Raw genomic sequence first — 18,082 nt, 5'->3', positions numbered from 1 at the left:
CTCTTCAAGTGTGTGACGTGCGACCGCGCACGTGGTGGGAGTTGGCGCCCGGCCCTCAGCGCGAAGCGGTTGACGCGTCGGTGAGCGCTGGATGGCGCGGAGCGAGAAGGACGAGCTGCGCACGCCCGTCGGTTGGCTTGCCGGGAGACGGGAAGACGATCTGCCGCCAGCCCCGACAGCGGAGGAAGGCCAGCGTGGCCCGGTCGCCCGGATCGGCGGCCACCCAGGCCCGGTCGTCCAGCGCGGGCAGCAGCAGGACGTCCAGCAGCCTCGTGCCGACACCTCTGCCTCGGGCCACGGGTGCAACCGTCAGGTCCGTGATCTGCATCGCGTCCGCCAGCGGCTGGTGCGAACGTCAGGCGTCCGGCGCGGGATGCGTGGGAACGGGGTCCACCGACCGCACGGCCGTGCCGAAGCCGCACAGCCGACTGCCGATGCTCGCTGTGACCGCCAGGAATCCCGGTTTGCGGACGTCGTGGGCAAGCCGGTCGCGCATGCCACCGATTTGCCGCTCGACGTGCCGCGTGGAGTGGCCCTGCGTTGACAGACGCCGCAGATGCACGAACTCCTCGACGATCGTGAGCGCCGACTCACCGGGGTAGACGGTGGTGTTGACGTCCATGTTCCCTCCGGCGGGGATAGTCGCCCGTGGCGCCATGTCGCGTCAATCGGGTGCAATGTCTGCGCTTCGTGCGGCAGCGTGTTGACGAGATGCGGAAACGGTCGATGTTCCGGTGCATGCCGGGTAGTCGGGAAAGTTGGCGACACACGCAGACCCTGGCAGCTCGGCCGGAACAACGGCGTCGAAGAGGGCCGGACGAAGACGGACGCGCTCCGAGGGCTTCGCAGGGGTCTGCGGGGTGGGGGCGACTGCCGGATGGAATGATGAACGGAGACAAGGCGACGGCGGTCCGAGGAAGCCGGTGTGAATCCGGCGCGGTCCCGCCACTGTGATCGGCGAGCGGATCCCAACTGGCCACTGCCCCGCGACGGGTGGGAAGGCCGGGACGAGCATCGACCCGAGAGCCAGGAGACTCACGCGGTCGCCTCCTCGACGGACCCGGGGCGGATCTCCCCGGAGAGAGGGGTGTTCGGCGTGCCCGAGAGACCCATAGAAGAGGCCTCCGACGGCGACGCGGCTGCGCGGGCGGCTGACCCGGTGCAGTGCCGGGTCGTCGTGTGCCGGGACTGCTGCTGCGGTAGTTCCAAGGTGAGGGGTGTCGATCACGCGGCGCAGACCGCGCGCCTGCGAGCCGAGGCACCCGTGCGCGTCTCCGCCTGCCTGGATGTGTGCGACCAGGCCAACGTCATTGTCGTACAGCCCTCCTCCGCTGGCCGGGCCGCCGGCGCCCGGCCGGTCTGGCTGGGGCTGGTCAACGACCCGGACGCGACCGAGGACATCGCAACCTGGGTGCGCGCCGGCGGCCCTGGTGTCGCTCCCCGGCCGGAGATCCTCGACCTGTACGCCTTCACGCCGCCGCGGCGGCGCGCGCCTTCCTGAACGGTACTCCGCGCCGATCTGGGACCAGGGGTCCCACCGGATACGGTACGTACGTGCGCCGGTCCGGGGCGATGGTCAGTCGCCCGCCAGCCGGGGCCGGGACGCGCGAGGCGTCCCGGCCCTTCGTGATCGGCAGGTTCAGGACGGGAGCAGCTCAGCGCGAACCGTGCGGGCCGCGGTGACCAGGCTCTCCAGCGAGTCACGGGTCTCCGGCCAACCGCGGGTCTTCAACCCGCAGTCGGGGTTGACCCACAGTCGTTCGGCGGGGATCGCCTTCAGCGCGGTGCGCAGTAGGGCCGCGACCTCCTGTGCGCTCGGCACCCGTGGGGAGTGGATGTCGTACACGCCGGGCCCTGCCTCACGCGGGTAGCCGTGGGCGGCCAGTTCGTGGGCGACCTGCATGTGGGAGCGGGCGGCCTCCAGGCTGATGACGTCGGCGTCGAGGTCGTCGATGGCCTGGATGATGTCACCGAACTCGGCGTAGCACATGTGGGTGTGGATCTGGGTGTCCGGGCGCACCCCGCTGGTCGTGAGCCGGAAGGCCTCCGTGGCCCAGGCCAGGTAGGTGGGGCGGTCGGCGGCGCGCAGTGGCAGGGTCTCGCGCAGCGCGGGCTCGTCCACCTGGATGACCGAAGTCCCGGCCGCCTCAAGGTCGTTGACCTCGTCCCGAAGGGCGAGGGCGACCTGGCGGGCGGTCTCGGCCCGGGACTGGTCGTCGCGGACGAAGGACCAGGCGAGCATGGTGACGGGACCGGTGAGCATGCCCTTGACGGGCCGGTCGGTGAGGGACTGGGCGTACGTCGTCCAGCGCACCGTCATCGGCTCCGGTCGGGAGATGTCGCCCGCGAGGATCGGCGGGCGGACATAGCGCGTGCCGTAGGACTGCACCCAGCCGTGCTGGGTGGCGAGGTAGCCGGTGAGCCGCTCGGCGAAGTACTGCACCATGTCGTTGCGTTCGGCCTCGCCGTGCACCAGGACGTCCAGGCCGGTCTTCTCCTGGAAGGAGACCACCTCCCGGATCTCGGCCCTGATGCGTTCCTCGTAGCCAGCCGTGTCGATCCGGCCCGCCCGCAAGTCGGCACGCGCGGTACGCAGTTCACCTGTCTGCGGGAAGGAGCCGATCGTGGTGGTCGGCAGCAGCGGCAGGTTGAGGTGCGCGCGCTGGGCGGCGGACCGCTGCGGATACGTCTGGGAGCGGCGGGCGTCGGCGTCCGTGGCGGCGGAGCTACGGGCCCGCACGGTGGGATCGCGGGTGATGGGGGAGCTGTTGCGGGAGGCCAGGGCGGTCCGGTTGGCGGAGAGTTCGGCGGCGATGGCGTCGGTGCCGTGGGTGAGGCCCCTGGCGAGGGTGACGATCTCGGCGGCTTTTTGGCGGGCGAAGGCGAGCCAGCGCAGGATCTGCGGCTCGATGTCCCGCTCGGTGGTCGCGTCGAGCGGGACGTGCAGCAGCGAGCAGGAGGCGGCCACGTCGACCCGGTCGGCCAGACCCAGCAGGGTGCCGAGCGTGGCCAGGGACTTCTCCATGTCGTTGACCCAGATGTTGCGGCCGTTGACCACGCCTGCGACCAGGCGTTTGCCGGGCAGTCCGCCGACCGCGGCGAGTGCGTCCAGGTTGGCGGCCGCGGTCTCCGTGAAGTCCAGGGCCAGCCCCTCGACCGGGGCCTTGGCCAGTATCGGCAGGGCATCGCCGAGCCGGTCGAAGTAGGAGGCGACCAGTAGCTTGGGCCGGTCGGCGAGTGTGCCGAGGGCGCGGTAAGCGCGCTGGACGGCGTTCAGTTCGGCTGGGGTGCGGTCCTGGACCAGGGCGGGCTCGTCGAGCTGCACCCACTGGGCGCCCGCGGCCCGCAGGTCGGCGAGGACCTCGGCGTACACCGGCAGCAGCCGGTCCAGCAGCGTCAGCGGGTCGAAGCCAGCTGCCACGCCGGGCGCGGGCTTGGCGAGAAGGAGGTAGGTGACGGGGCCGACGATGACGGGCCGCGGCGTCAGGCCCAGAGCGAGGGCCTCCTTGAACTCCGCGACCTGCTTGCCCGGGTCGGCAGTGAAGACCGTGTCCGGGCCCAACTCCGGTACGAGATAGTGGTAGTTGGTGTCGAACCACTTGGTCATCTCCAGCGGCGCCACGTCCTGGGTGCCGCGGGCCATCGCGAAGTAGCCGTCCATGGCGTCCGATTCGACGGCGGCGCGATGGCGTTCGGGGATCGCACCGACCATGACGGTGGTGTCCAGGACGTGGTCGTAGTACGAGAAGTCGCCGGTCGGCACCTCGTGGATACCGGTTCCGACCAGCTCCTGCCAGTTCGCGCGGCGAAGTTCGGCTGCTGTGGCGCGGAGGTCGGCAGCGGTGACGCGGCCCTTCCAGTAGCCCTCGATCGCCTTCTTCAGTTCCCGGCTGCGTCCCTGGCGTGGGTAGCCGTACACGGTGGCCCGTGCTGCCGCGGCTGCGGACTTGGTGGTCACGGAGATCTCCTTCGCGAGATGAATCCCTGAGATCCCGGTACGGGACGAGGACGCGAAGGGTGACGGACCGGGCGGCACGACCCCGCGCGGCATGCGCGGTCCTCCGCCTGGTATGTACGCCGACCCGCCCTCGAGGTCACCGGGATGTCCGCGCACGAGTCGTTCGTACGCGGGCAGTTGGCAGGTCTTCGGACTCGCGGGCACGTCCTCACCGAGGAGGACACCTACTGGCCGTCGCTTCCCAGGCCCGGATGGGCCCAGTGCGTATGACGGCGGTCGTTCCCGCTCACCGCTGCGGGGCAGTCCCGGATTCCCACCGGGTTCCCTCTTACGACGCATCCCGCCTGGCGGACGGGGCGATCCAGCTGCACCGGCCAGCCTAAGGGGCCGTCCAATGACCGGGTGCAGCACGTCCATCATTCGGATGGTGAGCTGAAACACGCGGTCGCGGTGCGTGAAATGAGCGGAGGGCGGGAAGCGCCGCCCTCGCGCCTCCCGCCATTCCCGGTGAGCAGCCTCCGGATCCCTGCACCGGTGGTGCGGCCGGGCAGACGATGCCTCGTCACATCCGGGGCTCACGTAGCGGGGTGACCACCGGGCGCCCGTTGGTGTCCGTGGTCACGGACACCCTTGCCCCGTAGACGCGGGCGATCAGCTCCTGGGTGATGACCTCGACCGGAGTGCCGCTCGCCGCCACCCGTCCCTCGTTGAGCAGCACCAGTTGGTCCGCGTACTGGGCGGCGGTGGTCAGGTCGTGCAGGGTGGCGACCACGGTCAGGCGCTGCGTGTGGCGCAGCTCGTCGACGAGGTCGAGGACGTGTTGCTGGTGCCCGAGGTCCAGTGCCGAGGTGGGTTCGTCGAGCAGCAGCAGGCGGGGTTCCTGGGCCAGGGCCCTGGCGAGCGCGGCGCGTTGCCGCTCGCCGCCGGAGAGCGCGGCCAGGCGACGGTCGGCGTAGTGGGTGAGGTCGAGCGCGGCCAGCATGCGCGCCGCCGCCTGGCGGTCACGCCCGCTGGGGCTGGCGAGGTAGCCGAGGTGTGGCGTACGGCCGAGCAGCACGTACTCCTCAACCGTCATGTCGGGCGGGAGTACGGGAGCCTGCGGCACGTAGGCGAGCAGCCGAGCTCTCTCCCGGGCGCGTAGGCGGCCGATGTCCGTGCAGTCGACGACGACCCTGCCCCGGTGAGGCAGCAGGCCGGCGATGGCGCGCAGCAGGGTCGACTTGCCCGCGCCGTTCGGGCCGATGAGTGCCAGCCAGCCACCGGAGGCGACGGCGCATGAGACCCCGCGCACGACGGGGGTGCGGTCCAGGTCGACGTCGATCCCGTCCGCGCGGAGGCCGCCCTGCCCGTTGGCATCGATCCCGCCTTCGGCGCGTCGGCTCATGTGCGCACCGTTCGGGTGGTGCGCAGGATCCAGATGAATGCGGGTGAGCCGATCAGTGCGGTGACGACGCCGATGGGCAGCTCGGCCGGTGCCACAACGGTGCGCGCCAGAGTGTCGGCGAGCACCAGGAAACCCGCGCCGAACAGCAGCGACAGTGGTAGCACGAGCCGATAGGACGTCCCGGCCAGGCGGCGCACCGCATGCGGCACGATGATGCCGACGAATCCGATCAGCCCGCTCACAGCCACGGCGCTTGCCGCGGCCAGTGCGCAGGCCGCCACGACGGCCAGCCTGATCCGCGCGGGGTGCATACCGAGGGAGCGGCTCTCCTCGTCCCCGACGGACAGCACGTCGAGATGCCTGCCGTGCAGCAGCACGATGACGATGCCGACCGCCGCGTAGGGCAGGATCTCCAGCGTCTGGTGCCAGGTGGCGGCGGACAGGGAGCCCAGGAGCCAGGAGTACACCTGTTGGATGTCCTGGGCCGAGCGCTGGAGCACGTAGGTCTGGACGGCGGTCAGGAACATCGAAACCGCCAGCCCGGCCAGCAGCAGCGTCGCGGTGCCCGGTCCGCCCGCCGCACCGGCCAGATAGGCGACGGCGACCCCGGCCAGCGACCCGACGAACGCGGCCACCGGCACGGCTTCGGGTGCCGCGCCGCCGAGGCAGACGATGGCGACCGTCGCACCGAGGCCGGCACCCGCCGACGCGCCCAGCAGCGACGAGTCGACCAAAGGGTTGCGGAACACGCCCTGGTAGCCCGCTCCGGCCAGCGAGAGCAGCCCGCCGACGAGCGCTGCGAGCACGACGCGCGGCAGCCGGATCTGGAACAGCACCGCGCGGTCCAGCGGGCTCAGCCCTGATGGCAGGTGCACCAACGGCACCCGGTCCAGCAGCGCGGCGGCCGTCGCGAGCGGGTTGAGGTCCGCTGCCCCGGCCATCGCGCCGACGAGCACCGCGGTGGCCAGGAACACCACCGCGATGCCGTAGGCGCGCAGGGTGCGGCCCCGCATTCCGACCCTGCTCACAGCCGCTGCCCCTCCCGGCTCAACGGGAGGGAGCCTTCTCGACCGCCTGCGAGATCTGCGCGACCAGCTGGGGCAGACGCGGACCCCAGCGGGAGGCGACATCGTCGTTCAGGGCGATGATCTCCTTGTTCTTCACCGCCGGAATCCCTGACCAGCCGGGCCGGGCCGCGACGACCGCGGGGCTCTGAGCGCCGTCGGATGACTGGTTGTCAGTGAGGAAGATCAGCTGCGGCTGTGCCGAGAGGATGTACTCCTGAGACAGCTGCGGATATCCGCCGTCGGAAGCCTTGTCTGCCTTGTCAGCGATGTTCTTCAGGCCGAACAGGGACGCGATCTGCCCGACGAAGGTCGAAGAGGTCGCCGAGTAGTAGGGGTTGGCCCCCAGCTCCCAGTAGTAGCTCAGATTGGCATGGCGGGCACCGGCCTGCTTCACCGTGGCGGCTATCGCGGACTTCATGCCGGCGACTGTCTGTGCTGCCTGCGTCGTGTGGCCGGTGGCCTGGCCTATCTGGTCGATCTGCGCATAGGCGCCGTCGACAGTCGTCGCCGCGGGCTCGATCAGGACCGGTACGCCCAGCTTGCGCAGCCCGGCCACCAGCCCACCGGAGTCCTGTGAGGCGACGACCAGGTCCGGGTTGTACTTGACGATCGCTTCGACGTTCGGGGACACACCACTGAGGCTGGTGACGGGGGCGCCCGCCGGATAGTTGGAGTTGGAGTCCACTGCGACGACCTGCTTGCCCGCACCGACGGCGTAGAGGTCCTCGGTCGCGGTCGGCGAGAGCGACACGATGTGCTGCGGTCGGCTTTTGACCGTGACCTTGCCGCTCGCCGAGGTCACCGTGACCGGGAACGACGAGGCAGTGGATGATCCCGACGCCGAGGCGGACGAGGTGCCGGCGCCGGAACTCTTGGAGCCGCAGCCGACGAGGATCGCTGCGGCTGTGAACACGGCGGTCGCTGTCGACGCGACGCGGACGAGCGGTCTGTGCCGCCGAGGCCGAAGCCGTACAGGTTGGCGCGTCATGCGCCACTTCCTCCCGTGAGGGCGGGAAGAAGCCAACCCGTCGACGGGCCGCGCACCAGCGCGCGCCGACGGAGACGGATCGCCCTTCCCACGAGGGTCGATGTCGTAGCGCGGCAGGAGGCGACCTGGCTCGGGCGTGGTGGAGACGGCCCTCACAGTTGCGGGACAGCGCCGGACTGGCCCGTGTGGCACGGGGGTCACCGGCTTCGCTGCCTGGCGCGCTGCCGAACACCTGCACCATCGTGCAGATTTTCGGCAGGCGCACACTAGCACGCAAGGCGCTTTGCTCACCGGCGTTATGGTGCCGTTCGTCCAGGGATGCGTCCCGGAACAGCTCGTTATGGCCGCTTTGTCCGGTGCTGGCGTTTGACTCTGGAAAGCACGCGAAGCCCAGCATCGGCTTCGGGGCGCGTCCTGTTCGGCCCGGCGGACGGGCCGAACCAGCTGCACCGGCGGGCACGAGGGCGGGAAGCGCCGCACTCGCGCTTCCCGCCCTTCCCCTGTGAGCAACCGCCGGCTCCCGCTGTCGGCGGTGCGACCCGGGCCCCTCAGCCCGGTTGCGCCGGGATGCCTAGTCCCGGCCGTACACGTGGAACCCCCGGCCGGTCTTGCGGCCCAGCAGCCCCGCCTCCACCATCCGCTGGAGCAGCGGAGGAGGGGCGTAGAGGGGTTCCTTGAACTCCTCGTGGAGCGATTCGGCGATCGAGGCGACGGTGTCCAGCCCGATCAGGTCGGCCAGCCTCAGCGGCCCCATGGGGTGGGCGCAGCCCAGCTCCATGCCCGTGTCGACGTCGGCCGCGGTGGCGAAGCCTGACTCCGCCATCCGGATCGCCGCCAACAGGTAGGGAATGAGCAGCGCGTTGACGACGAACCCGGCCCGGTCCTGGGAGCGGACGACCGTCTTGCCCAGGGTCCCCGCGGCGAAGTCCTCCACGACGGCTACCGTCTCCAGGGACGTGTGGAGGGAGACCACCAACTCCACCAGCGGGAGCACGGGCACCGGATTGAAGAAGTGCAGCCCGACGACCCGGTCGGCCCGGTTGGTGGCGATGCCCAGACGCATGACGGGGATGGAGGAGGTGTTCGTCGCCAGGACCGCCGTCGGGTCTTCGACGATCTTGTCCAGCGCGGCGAACACGTCGGTCTTGGCGTTCGTGTTCTCGGTGACGGCTTCGACGACCAACTGCCGGTCGGCCAGGTCTTCCAGGCTCCCGGTGAAGACCAGGCGGGCGAGGGCGTCCCGCGCTGCGGCCGACTCCAACTTGCCCCGGCGTACGGCACGGTCCAGTGACGAGGTCACGCGTTCCCGCGCGGCGCGGGCGGCTGCGGTGTCGGCCTCGCAGACCACCGTGTCCAGCCCGGCCCGCGCGCACACCTCGGCGATGCCCGCACCCATCTGGCCGCCGCCGACCACCCCGACACGCTGAATGTCTCCGCTCATGACAGCTGCTCCGCACGGCGCACGAGGTGGCGGGTGTAGGCGTCCGCAGTGAAGAAGAGCGGCAACTCGCCAGCCAGGGCGGTGCGTTCGAAGAGCGCCCGCACCTCGTCCAGTGGCGCCCACGGATACTCGGCGCCGAACGCCGCGAGTTCCTCGTCGAGCAGCCCCAGGACCGCCTCCCGGTCCGTCACCCGATGCCGCAGCCACTGCCAGATCTGCACGCGGCCGATCTCGGCGGTGGCCGCGTCCTCCATGAGGCCGTACAGGGCGACGGCGCCCTGGCCGCGCAGCCAGGCAGCGAAGTACCTCAGCGTGACCGCGATGTTGGTGCGCACGCCTTCGGCCGTGGGCGGCCCACTGATCCTGCGCACGGACAGCAGGTCCGCCGCCGTGACCGCCACGTCGTCCCGGGACCGGTCGATCTGGTGGGGCCGCTCGCCCAGCACACCGTCGAACACCTCACGGCACACCGGCACGAGACCGGGATGGGCGACCCAGGAGCCGTCGAAGCCGTCCTCCGCCTCGCGTTCCTTGTCCAGCCGGACCTTGGCGAGCACGGCCTCGTGGGCCGCCGGGTCCTTGCTGGGCACCTGCGCGGCCATGCCGCCGATCGCGTGGGCACCGCGCTTGTGGCAGGTGCGGACGAGCAGTTCGGTATACGCCCGCATGAAGGGGGCGGTCATCGTCACCTTCGCACGGTCCGGCAGGAGGAAGTCGGTGCGGTGCCCGAAGGTCTTGATCAGGCTGAACAGGTAGTCCCAACGGCCCGCGTTGAGGCCGGAGCTGTGTTCGCGAAGCTCGTGGAGGATTTCCTCCATCTCGAAGGCGGCGGTGATCGTCTCGATCAGGACGGTCGCGCGAACCGTGCCCCGTGGAATGCCCAACAGCTCCTGGGCGGCGACGAACACGTCGTTCCACAGCCGGGCCTCGTACCGGTTCTCCAGCTTCGGAAGGTAGAAGTACGGGCCGTACCCGGCGTCGATCTGCCGCTGCGCGCAGTGGAAGAAGTACAGGCCGAAGTCGACAAGTGCGGCGGGCACCGGGCTGCCCCCGATCTCCAGGTGCTCCTCGTCGAGGTGCCAGCCGCGTGGCCGGACGACGATGGTGGCGAGCTGGTCTGGGGCGGCGAGCCGGTACTCCTTGCCTTCCTCTGTGGTGAAGTCGATGCGCCGCTCGACGACGTCGAGCAGGGTCAGCTGGCCACCGATGACGTTGTCCCAGGTCGGTGCCGTGGCGTCCTCGAAGTCGGCCATCCACACGCGGGCACCGGAGTTGAGGGCGTTGACCGCCATGCGGCGGTCCGGCGGCCCGGTGATCTCGACACGGCGGTCGGTCAGCCCGGCAGCGGACGGTGCGACGCGCCACGAGGGGTCGGCACGGATGGCGGAGGTGACCATCGGGAAGTCGAGTGGGGAGCCGCTGGCCAGCCGCAGGGCCTGTCGGCGGCGTTCCTTCAGCAGGTCCTGCCGACGCCGACCGAACGCCGCGGCCAGCCGGCCGACGAAGTCCAGGGCGGCGGGTGTGAGGATCTCGTCGTGCCGGTCACCCGCAGCGGCGAGGACGCGGACACGGTGGGTCAGAGCACTGGTGGTCATCGGGGTTCTCCTGCGGGAGAGAGGGGAGCAGGGGTCGGACGGGGACGGTCGTACGACCCCCGCTCGGCCGGGGCGGACCGGACGGCGCCCGGAGGTGGCCTAGTGGAACTGCTGCTCCTCCGTGGAACCGGCCAGTGCGGTGGTGGAGGAGGTGGGATTGACTGCGGTGGAGACCAGGTCGAAGTAGCCGGTGCCGACCTCGCGCTGGTGCTTGACCGCGGTGAAGCCGTGCGCCTGTGCGGCGAACTCCCGCTCTTGGAGCTCGACGTAGGCGCTCATGCCGTGCTCGGCGTAGCCGCGGGCCAGGTCGAACATGCTGTGGTTGAGGGAGTGGAAGCCAGCCACGGTGATGAACTGGAACCTGTAGCCCATGGCCCCCAGCTCACCCTGGAACTTGGCGATCTGGCCGTCGTCGAGCGTGGCCTTCCAGTTGAACGACGGCGAGCAGTTGTAGGCGAGCATCTGATCCGGGTAGCGGGCGTGGATCGCCTCGGCGAACTCACGGGCCTGGCCGAGGTCAGGAGTGCTGGTCTCGAACCACAGCAGGTCGGCGTACGGGGCGTAGGCCAGGCCACGGGCGATGACCGGCGCCATGCCGTTGCGGACCCGGTAGAAGCCCTCCGCGGTCCGCTCGCCAGTGACGAACTCGATGTCGCGTTCGTCGACGTCGCTGGTCAAGAGGTTGGCGGCGAGCGCGTCGGTGCGGGCGACGATGACGGTGGGCACGTCGGCGATGTCTGCGGCGAGCCGAGCCGCGTTGAGGGTGCGGATGTGCTGCGAGGTCGGCACCAGGACCTTGCCACCGAGGTGGCCGCACTTCTTCTCGGAGGCGAGCTGGTCCTCGTAGTGGATACCAGCCGCGCCCGCCGCGATCATCGCCTTGGTCAGCTCGAACGCGTTCAGCGGACCGCCGAACCCGGCCTCCGCGTCGGCGACGATCGGCGCCAGCCAGTCCGTGGTGTCACCGGCGCCCTCGGCGGTGGCGATCTGGTCGGCGCGCAGCAGCGCGTTGTTGATCCGCCGCACCACCTGGGGCACGGAGTTGGCCGGATACAGGCTCTGGTCGGGGTACGTGTGGCCGGCCAGGTTGGCGTCGGCGGCGACCTGCCAGCCGGACAGGTAGATGGCCTGGAGCCCGGCCTTGACCTGCTGGACGGCCTGCCCGCCGGTGAGGGCTCCGAGCGCGTGGATGTAGTCCCGCTCGTGCAGCTGACGCCACAACCGCTCCGCTCCGCGCCGGGCCAGCGTGTGCTCCTCGCGGACGCTGCCGGAGAGCCGGACGACGTCCTCGGCGGTGTGGGTGCGCTCGATGCCCTGCCACCGGCGGTCGTCGGCCCAGCGCCGCGCGAGTTCCTTGGCCGCCGTCTTCCTCGCCTCTGCCATGGGTGTCACCGTCTCCCTCGGTTGTGTTCGTCTGCCAAGCCAACCTGCCGCCGCGGACAGGTGTGGCACTGAGTGCCTGAACTGCCGGGCACAGTCGGCCCTTTGGTGTCGCCGGGCGGAGCTGAGCAATGCTGCTTGAGCGGGCCGTCGCCACTACCGGGATCTCCGATGTCAGGGCATGAATCGCGCCCGGCTTGGCTGACGGTCGCCGGAGTCCGGCGGGCCGCACTGAGACTCTGGCATCGGGCACTGAGTGCCATCAAGCGTGGCTGTATGCCAACTTCAGCGAATCTTCACCCCGTTGATTGCCAACTTTGCGAAGGGCGCGGCGGTGGACGGTTCCCATAGGCTGAGGGCGTCCCGGCCAGGAAGGAGTGCGGTGAGCAAGACCTACGCGGGGGCGCGGCTGCGGCGGCTGCGCGAGGAACGTTCGATGAGCCAGGCCGAGTTGGCCCGCGTCCTCGCCATCTCACCCAGCTATCTGAACCAGATGGAGCACGACTCCCGTCCACTGACCGTTCCCGTCCTGCTCAGGCTCACCGAAGCCTTCGGCGTTGACCCCGGCTTCTTCTCCGAACGCGATACGACCCGTCTTGTGGCGGACCTCCGGGAGACGCTGGCCGCTGAGATCGCCGAAGCCCGTGTGTCGCCGTCCGACTTCGTGGAACTCGCCTCCCGGATGCCCGCCGTGGCCCGGGTCCTGGTCGACCTGGGACGCCGCAACCAGGCCCTTGCCGAGCGGCTCGCCAGTAGCACGGACAGGCGCGGCTGCGACCAGGAGACACCCCGCTCACCCCACGAGGAGATCCGGGACTTCTTCTACCGCCGTCAGAACTACCTGCACGACACCGACCTCGCGGCCGAACACCTCGCAGAGGAGATCGGCATCCACCCCGGCGACGTCGTCCAGGCCCTCACGGCCCGGCTCAACCGCCACGGCGTGCGCCTGTCCGCAGATGCCGGCGACCATCTGCACCACTACGACCAGGGGACCCGCACCCTCCACCTGTCCACGCATCTTCGTCCCGGACAACGCGCCTTCCGCATGGCGACTCAGCTCGCCCTGCTGGAGTACGACGACGAACTGGACCGCCAAGCCGCCGAGGACTTCCCGGCCGGATCGCCCGCACACGCGCTGGCCCGCATCGGCATCGCCAACTACTTCGCCGCCGCGCTGATCCTGCCGTACCGCGTCTTCCACGCGGCGGCCGAGGAGGTGCGCTACGACGTCGAGCGCCTGACCGACCGCTACGGCTTCGGCTACGAGACCGTCTGCCACCGCCTGAGCACGCTACAGCGCCCTCGTCTGCGCGGCGTGCCCTTCTCCTTCGTCCGCGTCGACCGCGCGGGCAACATGTCCAAACGGCAGTCCGCCACCGGCTTCCACTTCTCCCGGGCCGGTGGCACCTGCCCGCTGTGGAACGTCTACGAGGCGTTCAGCGCGTCCGGTCGCATCCACGTCCAGATCGCCGAAATGCCCGACGGACAGCGCTACTTGTGGACAGCCCGTGCGGTCACCCGACACCGCGGCGGCTGGGGCGAACCCGGCAAGACCTTCGCCATCGGGCTCGGTTGCGAGATCCGCCATGCCGCACGGCTCGTCTACTCCGACGGCCTTGACCTCCGCAACAACTCCGCCGCGACCCCCATCGGCATGGGCTGCCGCGTCTGCGAACGTCTCGACTGCCCCCAGCGCGCCGTGCCACCCCTCGGACGCGCCCTGAGAATCGACCAGAACGCCAGTACGTTCGTTCCGTACCCGGTGAATGATCACCAGGCCTGACCGAATCCAATGCGCCGGATGCGCGGAGCAGCCTCAGTGCCTGGGAGACCGCGGTGTCCCGGATGCCGGTGGTTCGTCAGTGGCGCGTTGGTGCGCGCGGTCCGGCGGAACCAGGTGCATGCGGTCGTTCTCGCCGCATTTCACCTTGGTAACCAAGACACCTGCGCACCTTCGCAGACTTGTAGCCACAATGGCCGGACCTCTACCGTGGTCCCGCCGTGGTGCTCGGGAAGACCGGTGACAGCCCTGACAAGGGCTGAAGTCCGGAGCGGCCCTCGCCACTGTGATTGGGGAGTTGACGCACCTCCGCCGCCAGGCGGTCGCCACTGGTGACTTTCGGGTCGCTGGGAAGGTCGGGTACGTCGGCGTTCGACCCGTCAGCCAGGAGACCGGCCACGGCACCGCACAAGTCCCCGTCCACGAGGTGCTGGAGAGGCTCCCTGAGATGACCCTGTCTGAAAACTCCGCCACAGCCGCCGCAGAAGTGGTGATTCCGGCCACGCCGGTGATCCGCTGGGAACGCAAGGACTGGATACGCACCGGCGGTCTGCTGGCGGTGATAGCCGCACTGCACATCGTCGCCTTCGCGATCCTGGTGGCGATGGTGGCGCCACACCACTACACCGTCGGCAAGCAGGTCTTCGGCCTCGGGCTGGGCGTCACCGCGTACACCCTGGGCATGCGGCACGCCTTCGACGCCGACCACATCGCGGCCATCGACAACACCACCCGCAAGTTGATGGCCGACGGCAAGCGCCCCATCTCGGTCGGGTTCTGGTTCGCCCTCGGCCACTCCACCATCGTGGTCCTGCTCGCCGGCGGTATCGCGGCCGGAGCGCGTTTCGCCACCACCTTGACCAATGACAACTCCAGTACCCGCCAGACGCTCGGCGTGGTCAGCACCAGCGTCTCCGGGGGCTTCCTCTATCTGATCGCCGCCCTCAACCTGCTCTCCCTGGCTGGCATCTACCGGGTCTTCAAGGCCATGCGGGCGGGTCAGTTCGACGAGCACGAACTGGAGAAGCACCTGGATTCGCGCGGCTTCATGAACCGCATCCTGGGACGGCTCACCAAGTCCATCACCCGTCCCGGCCAGATGTACCCGGTGGGCCTGCTGTTCGGCATCGGCTTCGACACCGCCACCGAGGTGACATTGATGGTGATGGCGGGCTCCGGCGCCGCCGCCGGACTGCCCTGGTACGCGATCTTGTGCCTGCCGCTGCTGTTCGCCGCCGGAATGAGCCTGTTCGACACCCTTGACGGCACCTTCATGAACTTCGCCTACCACTGGGCGTTCTCCAACCCGGTGCGCAAGGTCTACTACAACCTCACCATCACCGGCCTGTCCATCGCGGTCGCCTTCCTCATCGGCACCATCGAACTGGTCGGCGTGCTGCACGACCAGCTCAACCTGGACGACGCGGTCACCAACTGGATCTCCGGCATCGACCTGAACAACGTGGGCTTCATCATCGTCGGCCTGTTCGTGGTGGTCTGGGCCTGCGCACTGACCTACTGGCGGCTGGCCAAGGTCGAACACCGCTGGAAGCCCAAGGCCGCAGAACCGAACTGATCCCGCGGACGGTCCCTCAGCGGGCTCGCTCCGGTAGCGGGCCAGGAACCGGTGCCGGGGCGTGGCAATCGGATGGGACCGTTCAGCCTCCCGGCGACCCCACCGGGCCGACGGAGGCTGTTGCGGTGTGGTGACCCTGTTGCCTTCCTCCTCCCCCTGTCGGCCTCAGTGCGTAGAAGGGTGAACCGTCGCGATCCTCCAGGCGCAAGACGCAGTCTCCGCCATTCTTATTGAAAAGCGTTATCGTTTTACTCTAGGGTGGTCATCGCCAGCGTGCGGCGCACCCGCCCGAAGTCGTGACGGGCGTCACCGTGGTCGGCCCCTGCCTCCCGCCCGCTTCGAGTGAGGACTCTGTGAGCGCACATCAGATATCCCGCAGGTCCATGCTGCGCACCATCGGCACAGCAGCCGGAGTGGTGGTCGGCGGTGGTCTGCTGGCGGCGTGCAGCAGCGCGACGACCCATTCGCCGCTCAGCGCCGACACGGCATCGGCGTCGGTCCCGCCGCGTCGCGGGGGCAGACTGCGTGCGGCCTTCGCCGGTTCCAGCGGCGAGTCGACGAACGTGCTCCAGGCGACCGGGAGCGCCATCGACTACGTCAGGGCGAGGCTGATCTGGGACACCATCGGCGAGATCGACGGCAGCTCCACCACGTGGCGGCTCGCCCAGTCGGTCAAGCCCAACGCGGACGCCACCCGCTGGACCGTTCGCGTGCGCAACGGCGTGACCTTCAGCAACGGCCGTCAACTCACGGCCGAGGATGTGTTGTTCAGCCTCCGCACGCTCGCCTCCAACCCGACCACTCAGAGCGGGGTGCTGGGCGGTCTCGACCCGGCGAAGTCAACGGTGCGTGACGCGCACACCCTGGAGCTGCAACTCAAGGGACCTGACGGCTTCTTCGACCTCGTGCTCGCCCAGTCGATGTTCGTCTTCCCCGACGGCACCAAGGACTTCGCGCACGCTCCCGGCTCCGGCCCGTTCGTCCTCAAGAGCTGGACCGGTGGCAGCAGCAGCCTGCTCGTCGCCCGCAAGGACTACTGGGGATCGGCGAAGGGCGGCCCCTACCTTGACGAGATCGAGCTGTTCTCAGTCTCCGACGCCGGTGCCCGCCTCAACGGAGTGAAGGCGGGCCAGTTCGACTACGCGGGCGGGCTCACCCTCGCCACCGCCCGCGCCGAGGAGAAGAACCCGGCCCTGCGGATCCTGAGCGCCCCCAAGGAGCTGTGGAGCGACCTGTCCTTCACCATGAACCTCGGCATGGCGCCGTTCGCCAAGCCCGAGGCCGTACAGGCGTTGCGCCTCGCTGTCGACCGGGACGCGATGGTGCGTACCGTCACCCTCGGCTACGGCGAGGTCGCCGATGACGCGCTCGGCCGCCACCAGGCCTGGTACGACACATCGTTGCCGCCCCGCGCCCACGATCCCGAGCAGGCCCGCAAGTTGCTGTCATCGGCGGGGCTGGGCGGAACCGACTTCTCCGTGCGCACCAGCGACTACGAGTACGGGACACTCGAGAGCGCCACCGCGTTCGTCCAACAGGCCCACGCGGCAGGCATGTCGGTGGCGGTGGACAAGATCCCGGCCGCGGACTACTACACCGACATCAAGACCCTGCTCCACACACCGCTGCAGACGAACCTTTACCACGCCCAGCCACTGCCGCTGCAACTCTCCCTGTACTACGGCTCCAAGGCCTCCTACCCGTTCACCGGACCGTCCAACGCCACCCTGGACGGCCTGCTGACCGCCATGCACGCCGCCGTCGGGGACGCCAAGCGCACCAGCGCGGTGCATGACGTCCAGCACTACCTGTACGACCACGGTGGGGACGCGGTGTTCGCGCGGATTCCCCCGATCGCGGCCTCAACGCCCGCTGTCCATGGCATCCAGCCGCATGGAGTCTTCGACTACCCGTGTCTGCGCGACGCCTTCCTCAGCTCGTGAGACCCACCCAGACCGCTCGGCGGACATGGTGGCTGCGTCGGCTGGGCGCCGCGGCGGGCACCTTGCTGGCCGCATCGGTGCTGGTGTTCGCGGCGACCACGCTCGCGCCCGGCGACGCGGCGGCCGCCCGGCTGGGTGGGCGGGCCGGGCCGAAGCAGATCGCCCAACTGCGCCACAGTCTCGGCCTGGACCAGCCCGCGTGGGTCCGCTACGGCCACTGGCTGTGGCACGCCCTCCACGGTGACCTCGGCACCTCCTACGCCAGCGGGCGCCCGGTGTCCGGGCTGATCGCCGAACGGGCCGGGAACTCCCTGCTGCTCGGGGCCGTCGCGGCGGCGCTGCTGGTGCCGATCGCCATCGGCCTCGGCCTGTGGGCGGGGATACGGGCCGGCCGGGCCGCGGACCGGGTGGTGTCGACCGCGACGCTCACCCTGGTCAGCATGCCCGAGTTCGTCATCGGCACGCTGCTGGTGCTGCTGTTCGCCGTCGGGCTGGGCTGGCTGCCCTCGGTGTCCGTGCCCTCGGCCGGGCACAGCGTGCTGACGCAGCCGCAGATCCTGGTGCTTCCGGTGCTCACGCTGCTCTCGGTGAGCCTGGCCCAGAACGTCCGGCTGGTGCGCGCCGGAGTGATCGCGGCCAATGCCTCGGACGCGGCGCGCACGGCCCGGCTCGGCGGTGTGCCGGAGCATCGTGTCGTGCTGCGCTGGGTGCTCCCGGCGGCCGTGGTTCCGGCGGTGCCGGTGCTGGCCCGCTACCTCGCCTACCTGCTCGGCGGAACCCTGGTCGCCGAGACGCTGTTCGGCTACCCCGGGCTGGCCGCGGCCCTGGTGGACGCCACGGCCGCGCGCGACGTGCCCGTGGTGCAGGGCGTGACCCTGCTGGTCGCCGCCGTGACGGTCACCCTCAACCTGCTGGCGGACCTGCTCGCCGCCGCACTCAATCCGGCGGCAAGGAGCCTGAGTTGAGC

Annotated in this window: 14 protein-coding genes and 3 riboswitches; of the genes, 5 read left to right on the top strand and 9 right to left on the bottom strand. The window is 70.0% G+C overall.

Annotated elements, in window-relative coordinates:
• Positions 1-55 precede the first annotated feature (55 nt).
• Both O5O46_RS09340 and O5O46_RS09335 read right to left on the bottom strand, forming a co-directional pair.
• A complete protein-coding gene (locus O5O46_RS09340; protein WP_333482349.1) occupies positions 56-328 on the bottom strand; it encodes a hypothetical protein in 273 nt (90 codons plus the stop codon).
• A 27-nt stretch (positions 329-355) separates the two neighbouring features.
• Positions 356-622: a hypothetical protein gene (locus O5O46_RS09335; protein ID WP_269854840.1), complete on the bottom strand. Its 267-nt coding sequence runs from the start codon at positions 620-622 to the stop codon at positions 356-358.
• A gap of 291 nt (positions 623-913) precedes the next feature.
• Positions 914-1,037, top strand: a riboswitch (cobalamin riboswitch).
• A 122-nt stretch (positions 1,038-1,159) separates the two neighbouring features.
• Here O5O46_RS09335 and O5O46_RS09330 point away from each other — a divergent pair.
• Positions 1,160-1,501 (top strand): (2Fe-2S) ferredoxin domain-containing protein, encoded by a 342-nt coding sequence (locus tag O5O46_RS09330; RefSeq protein WP_269855150.1) that lies wholly within the window; start codon positions 1,160-1,162, stop codon positions 1,499-1,501.
• A gap of 138 nt (positions 1,502-1,639) precedes the next feature.
• Here the strand turns inward: O5O46_RS09330 and metE are convergent, their stop codons facing one another.
• From metE to aceA, 7 genes are all read right to left on the bottom strand, one after another.
• A complete protein-coding gene (gene metE / locus O5O46_RS09325; RefSeq protein WP_269854839.1) occupies positions 1,640-3,958 on the bottom strand; it encodes a 5-methyltetrahydropteroyltriglutamate--homocysteine S-methyltransferase in 2,319 nt (772 codons plus the stop codon).
• 162 nt (positions 3,959-4,120) lie between these two features.
• A riboswitch (cobalamin riboswitch) is annotated at positions 4,121-4,326 on the bottom strand.
• Positions 4,327-4,520: 194 nt separating this feature from the next.
• Positions 4,521-5,342 (bottom strand): ABC transporter ATP-binding protein, encoded by an 822-nt coding sequence (locus O5O46_RS09320; protein WP_269854838.1) that lies wholly within the window; start codon positions 5,340-5,342, stop codon positions 4,521-4,523.
• On the bottom strand, positions 5,339-6,370 hold the full coding sequence (locus tag O5O46_RS09315) for a FecCD family ABC transporter permease (protein WP_269854837.1): 1,032 nt from the start codon (positions 6,368-6,370) through the stop codon (positions 5,339-5,341). Before O5O46_RS09315 ends, O5O46_RS09320 begins: the two co-directional genes overlap by 4 nt.
• Before the next feature lie 19 nt (positions 6,371-6,389).
• Positions 6,390-7,322 carry an ABC transporter substrate-binding protein gene (locus O5O46_RS09310; protein WP_269854836.1) on the bottom strand — a complete coding sequence of 311 codons (933 nt, stop codon included), beginning with the start codon at positions 7,320-7,322 and terminating at the stop codon, positions 6,390-6,392.
• A 646-nt stretch (positions 7,323-7,968) separates the two neighbouring features.
• Positions 7,969-8,838 (bottom strand): 3-hydroxybutyryl-CoA dehydrogenase, encoded by an 870-nt coding sequence (locus tag O5O46_RS09305; RefSeq protein ID WP_269854835.1) that lies wholly within the window; start codon positions 8,836-8,838, stop codon positions 7,969-7,971.
• Positions 8,835-10,433, bottom strand: a complete 1,599-nt coding sequence (gene aceB, locus O5O46_RS09300) for a malate synthase A (protein ID WP_269854834.1) — start codon at positions 10,431-10,433, stop codon at positions 8,835-8,837. The genes O5O46_RS09305 and aceB overlap by 4 nt, the downstream gene beginning before the upstream one ends.
• A gap of 99 nt (positions 10,434-10,532) precedes the next feature.
• Positions 10,533-11,816, bottom strand: a complete 1,284-nt coding sequence (gene aceA, locus O5O46_RS09295) for an isocitrate lyase (RefSeq protein ID WP_269854833.1) — start codon at positions 11,814-11,816, stop codon at positions 10,533-10,535.
• 379 nt (positions 11,817-12,195) lie between these two features.
• Between aceA and O5O46_RS09290 the strand changes: the two genes are divergently transcribed.
• From O5O46_RS09290 to O5O46_RS09275, 4 genes are all read left to right on the top strand, one after another.
• Positions 12,196-13,599: a short-chain fatty acyl-CoA regulator family protein gene (locus tag O5O46_RS09290; protein WP_269854832.1), complete on the top strand. Its 1,404-nt coding sequence runs from the start codon at positions 12,196-12,198 to the stop codon at positions 13,597-13,599.
• Positions 13,600-13,801: 202 nt separating this feature from the next.
• Positions 13,802-14,011: riboswitch (cobalamin riboswitch) on the top strand.
• Positions 14,012-14,044: 33 nt separating this feature from the next.
• On the top strand, positions 14,045-15,172 hold the full coding sequence (locus O5O46_RS09285) for a HoxN/HupN/NixA family nickel/cobalt transporter (protein WP_269854831.1): 1,128 nt from the start codon (positions 14,045-14,047) through the stop codon (positions 15,170-15,172).
• Between the two features lie 353 nt (positions 15,173-15,525).
• On the top strand, positions 15,526-17,115 hold the full coding sequence (locus O5O46_RS09280) for an ABC transporter substrate-binding protein (RefSeq protein WP_269854830.1): 1,590 nt from the start codon (positions 15,526-15,528) through the stop codon (positions 17,113-17,115).
• Complete coding sequence (locus tag O5O46_RS09275) at positions 17,112-18,080, top strand: ABC transporter permease (RefSeq protein ID WP_269854829.1); 969 nt, start codon at positions 17,112-17,114, stop codon at positions 18,078-18,080. The genes O5O46_RS09280 and O5O46_RS09275 overlap by 4 nt, the downstream gene beginning before the upstream one ends.
• Positions 18,081-18,082: the final 2 nt, after the last annotated feature.

Source organism: Streptomyces sp. RPT161, assembly GCF_027533845.1.
In the GTDB taxonomy this organism is placed as follows: domain Bacteria; phylum Actinomycetota; class Actinomycetes; order Streptomycetales; family Streptomycetaceae; genus Streptantibioticus_A; species Streptantibioticus_A silvisoli_A.
This window is presented reverse-complemented; position numbering and strand designations above follow the sequence as displayed.

Excerpts from the sequence above, each read along its gene's own strand:
- O5O46_RS09340 (WP_333482349.1), bottom strand. The coding sequence starts at position 328 with ATGCAGATCACGGACCTGACGGTTGCACCCGTGGCCCGAGGCAGAGGT.
- O5O46_RS09335 (WP_269854840.1), bottom strand. The coding sequence starts at position 622 with ATGGACGTCAACACCACCGTCTACCCCGGTGAGTCGGCGCTCACGATC.
- O5O46_RS09320 (WP_269854838.1), bottom strand. The coding sequence starts at position 5,342 with ATGAGCCGACGCGCCGAAGGCGGGATCGATGCCAACGGGCAGGGCGGC.
- O5O46_RS09305 (WP_269854835.1), bottom strand. The coding sequence starts at position 8,838 with ATGAGCGGAGACATTCAGCGTGTCGGGGTGGTCGGCGGCGGCCAGATG.
- aceB (WP_269854834.1), bottom strand. The coding sequence starts at position 10,433 with ATGACCACCAGTGCTCTGACCCACCGTGTCCGCGTCCTCGCCGCTGCG.
- aceA (WP_269854833.1), bottom strand. The coding sequence starts at position 11,816 with ATGGCAGAGGCGAGGAAGACGGCGGCCAAGGAACTCGCGCGGCGCTGG.
- O5O46_RS09285 (WP_269854831.1), top strand. The coding sequence starts at position 14,045 with ATGACCCTGTCTGAAAACTCCGCCACAGCCGCCGCAGAAGTGGTGATT.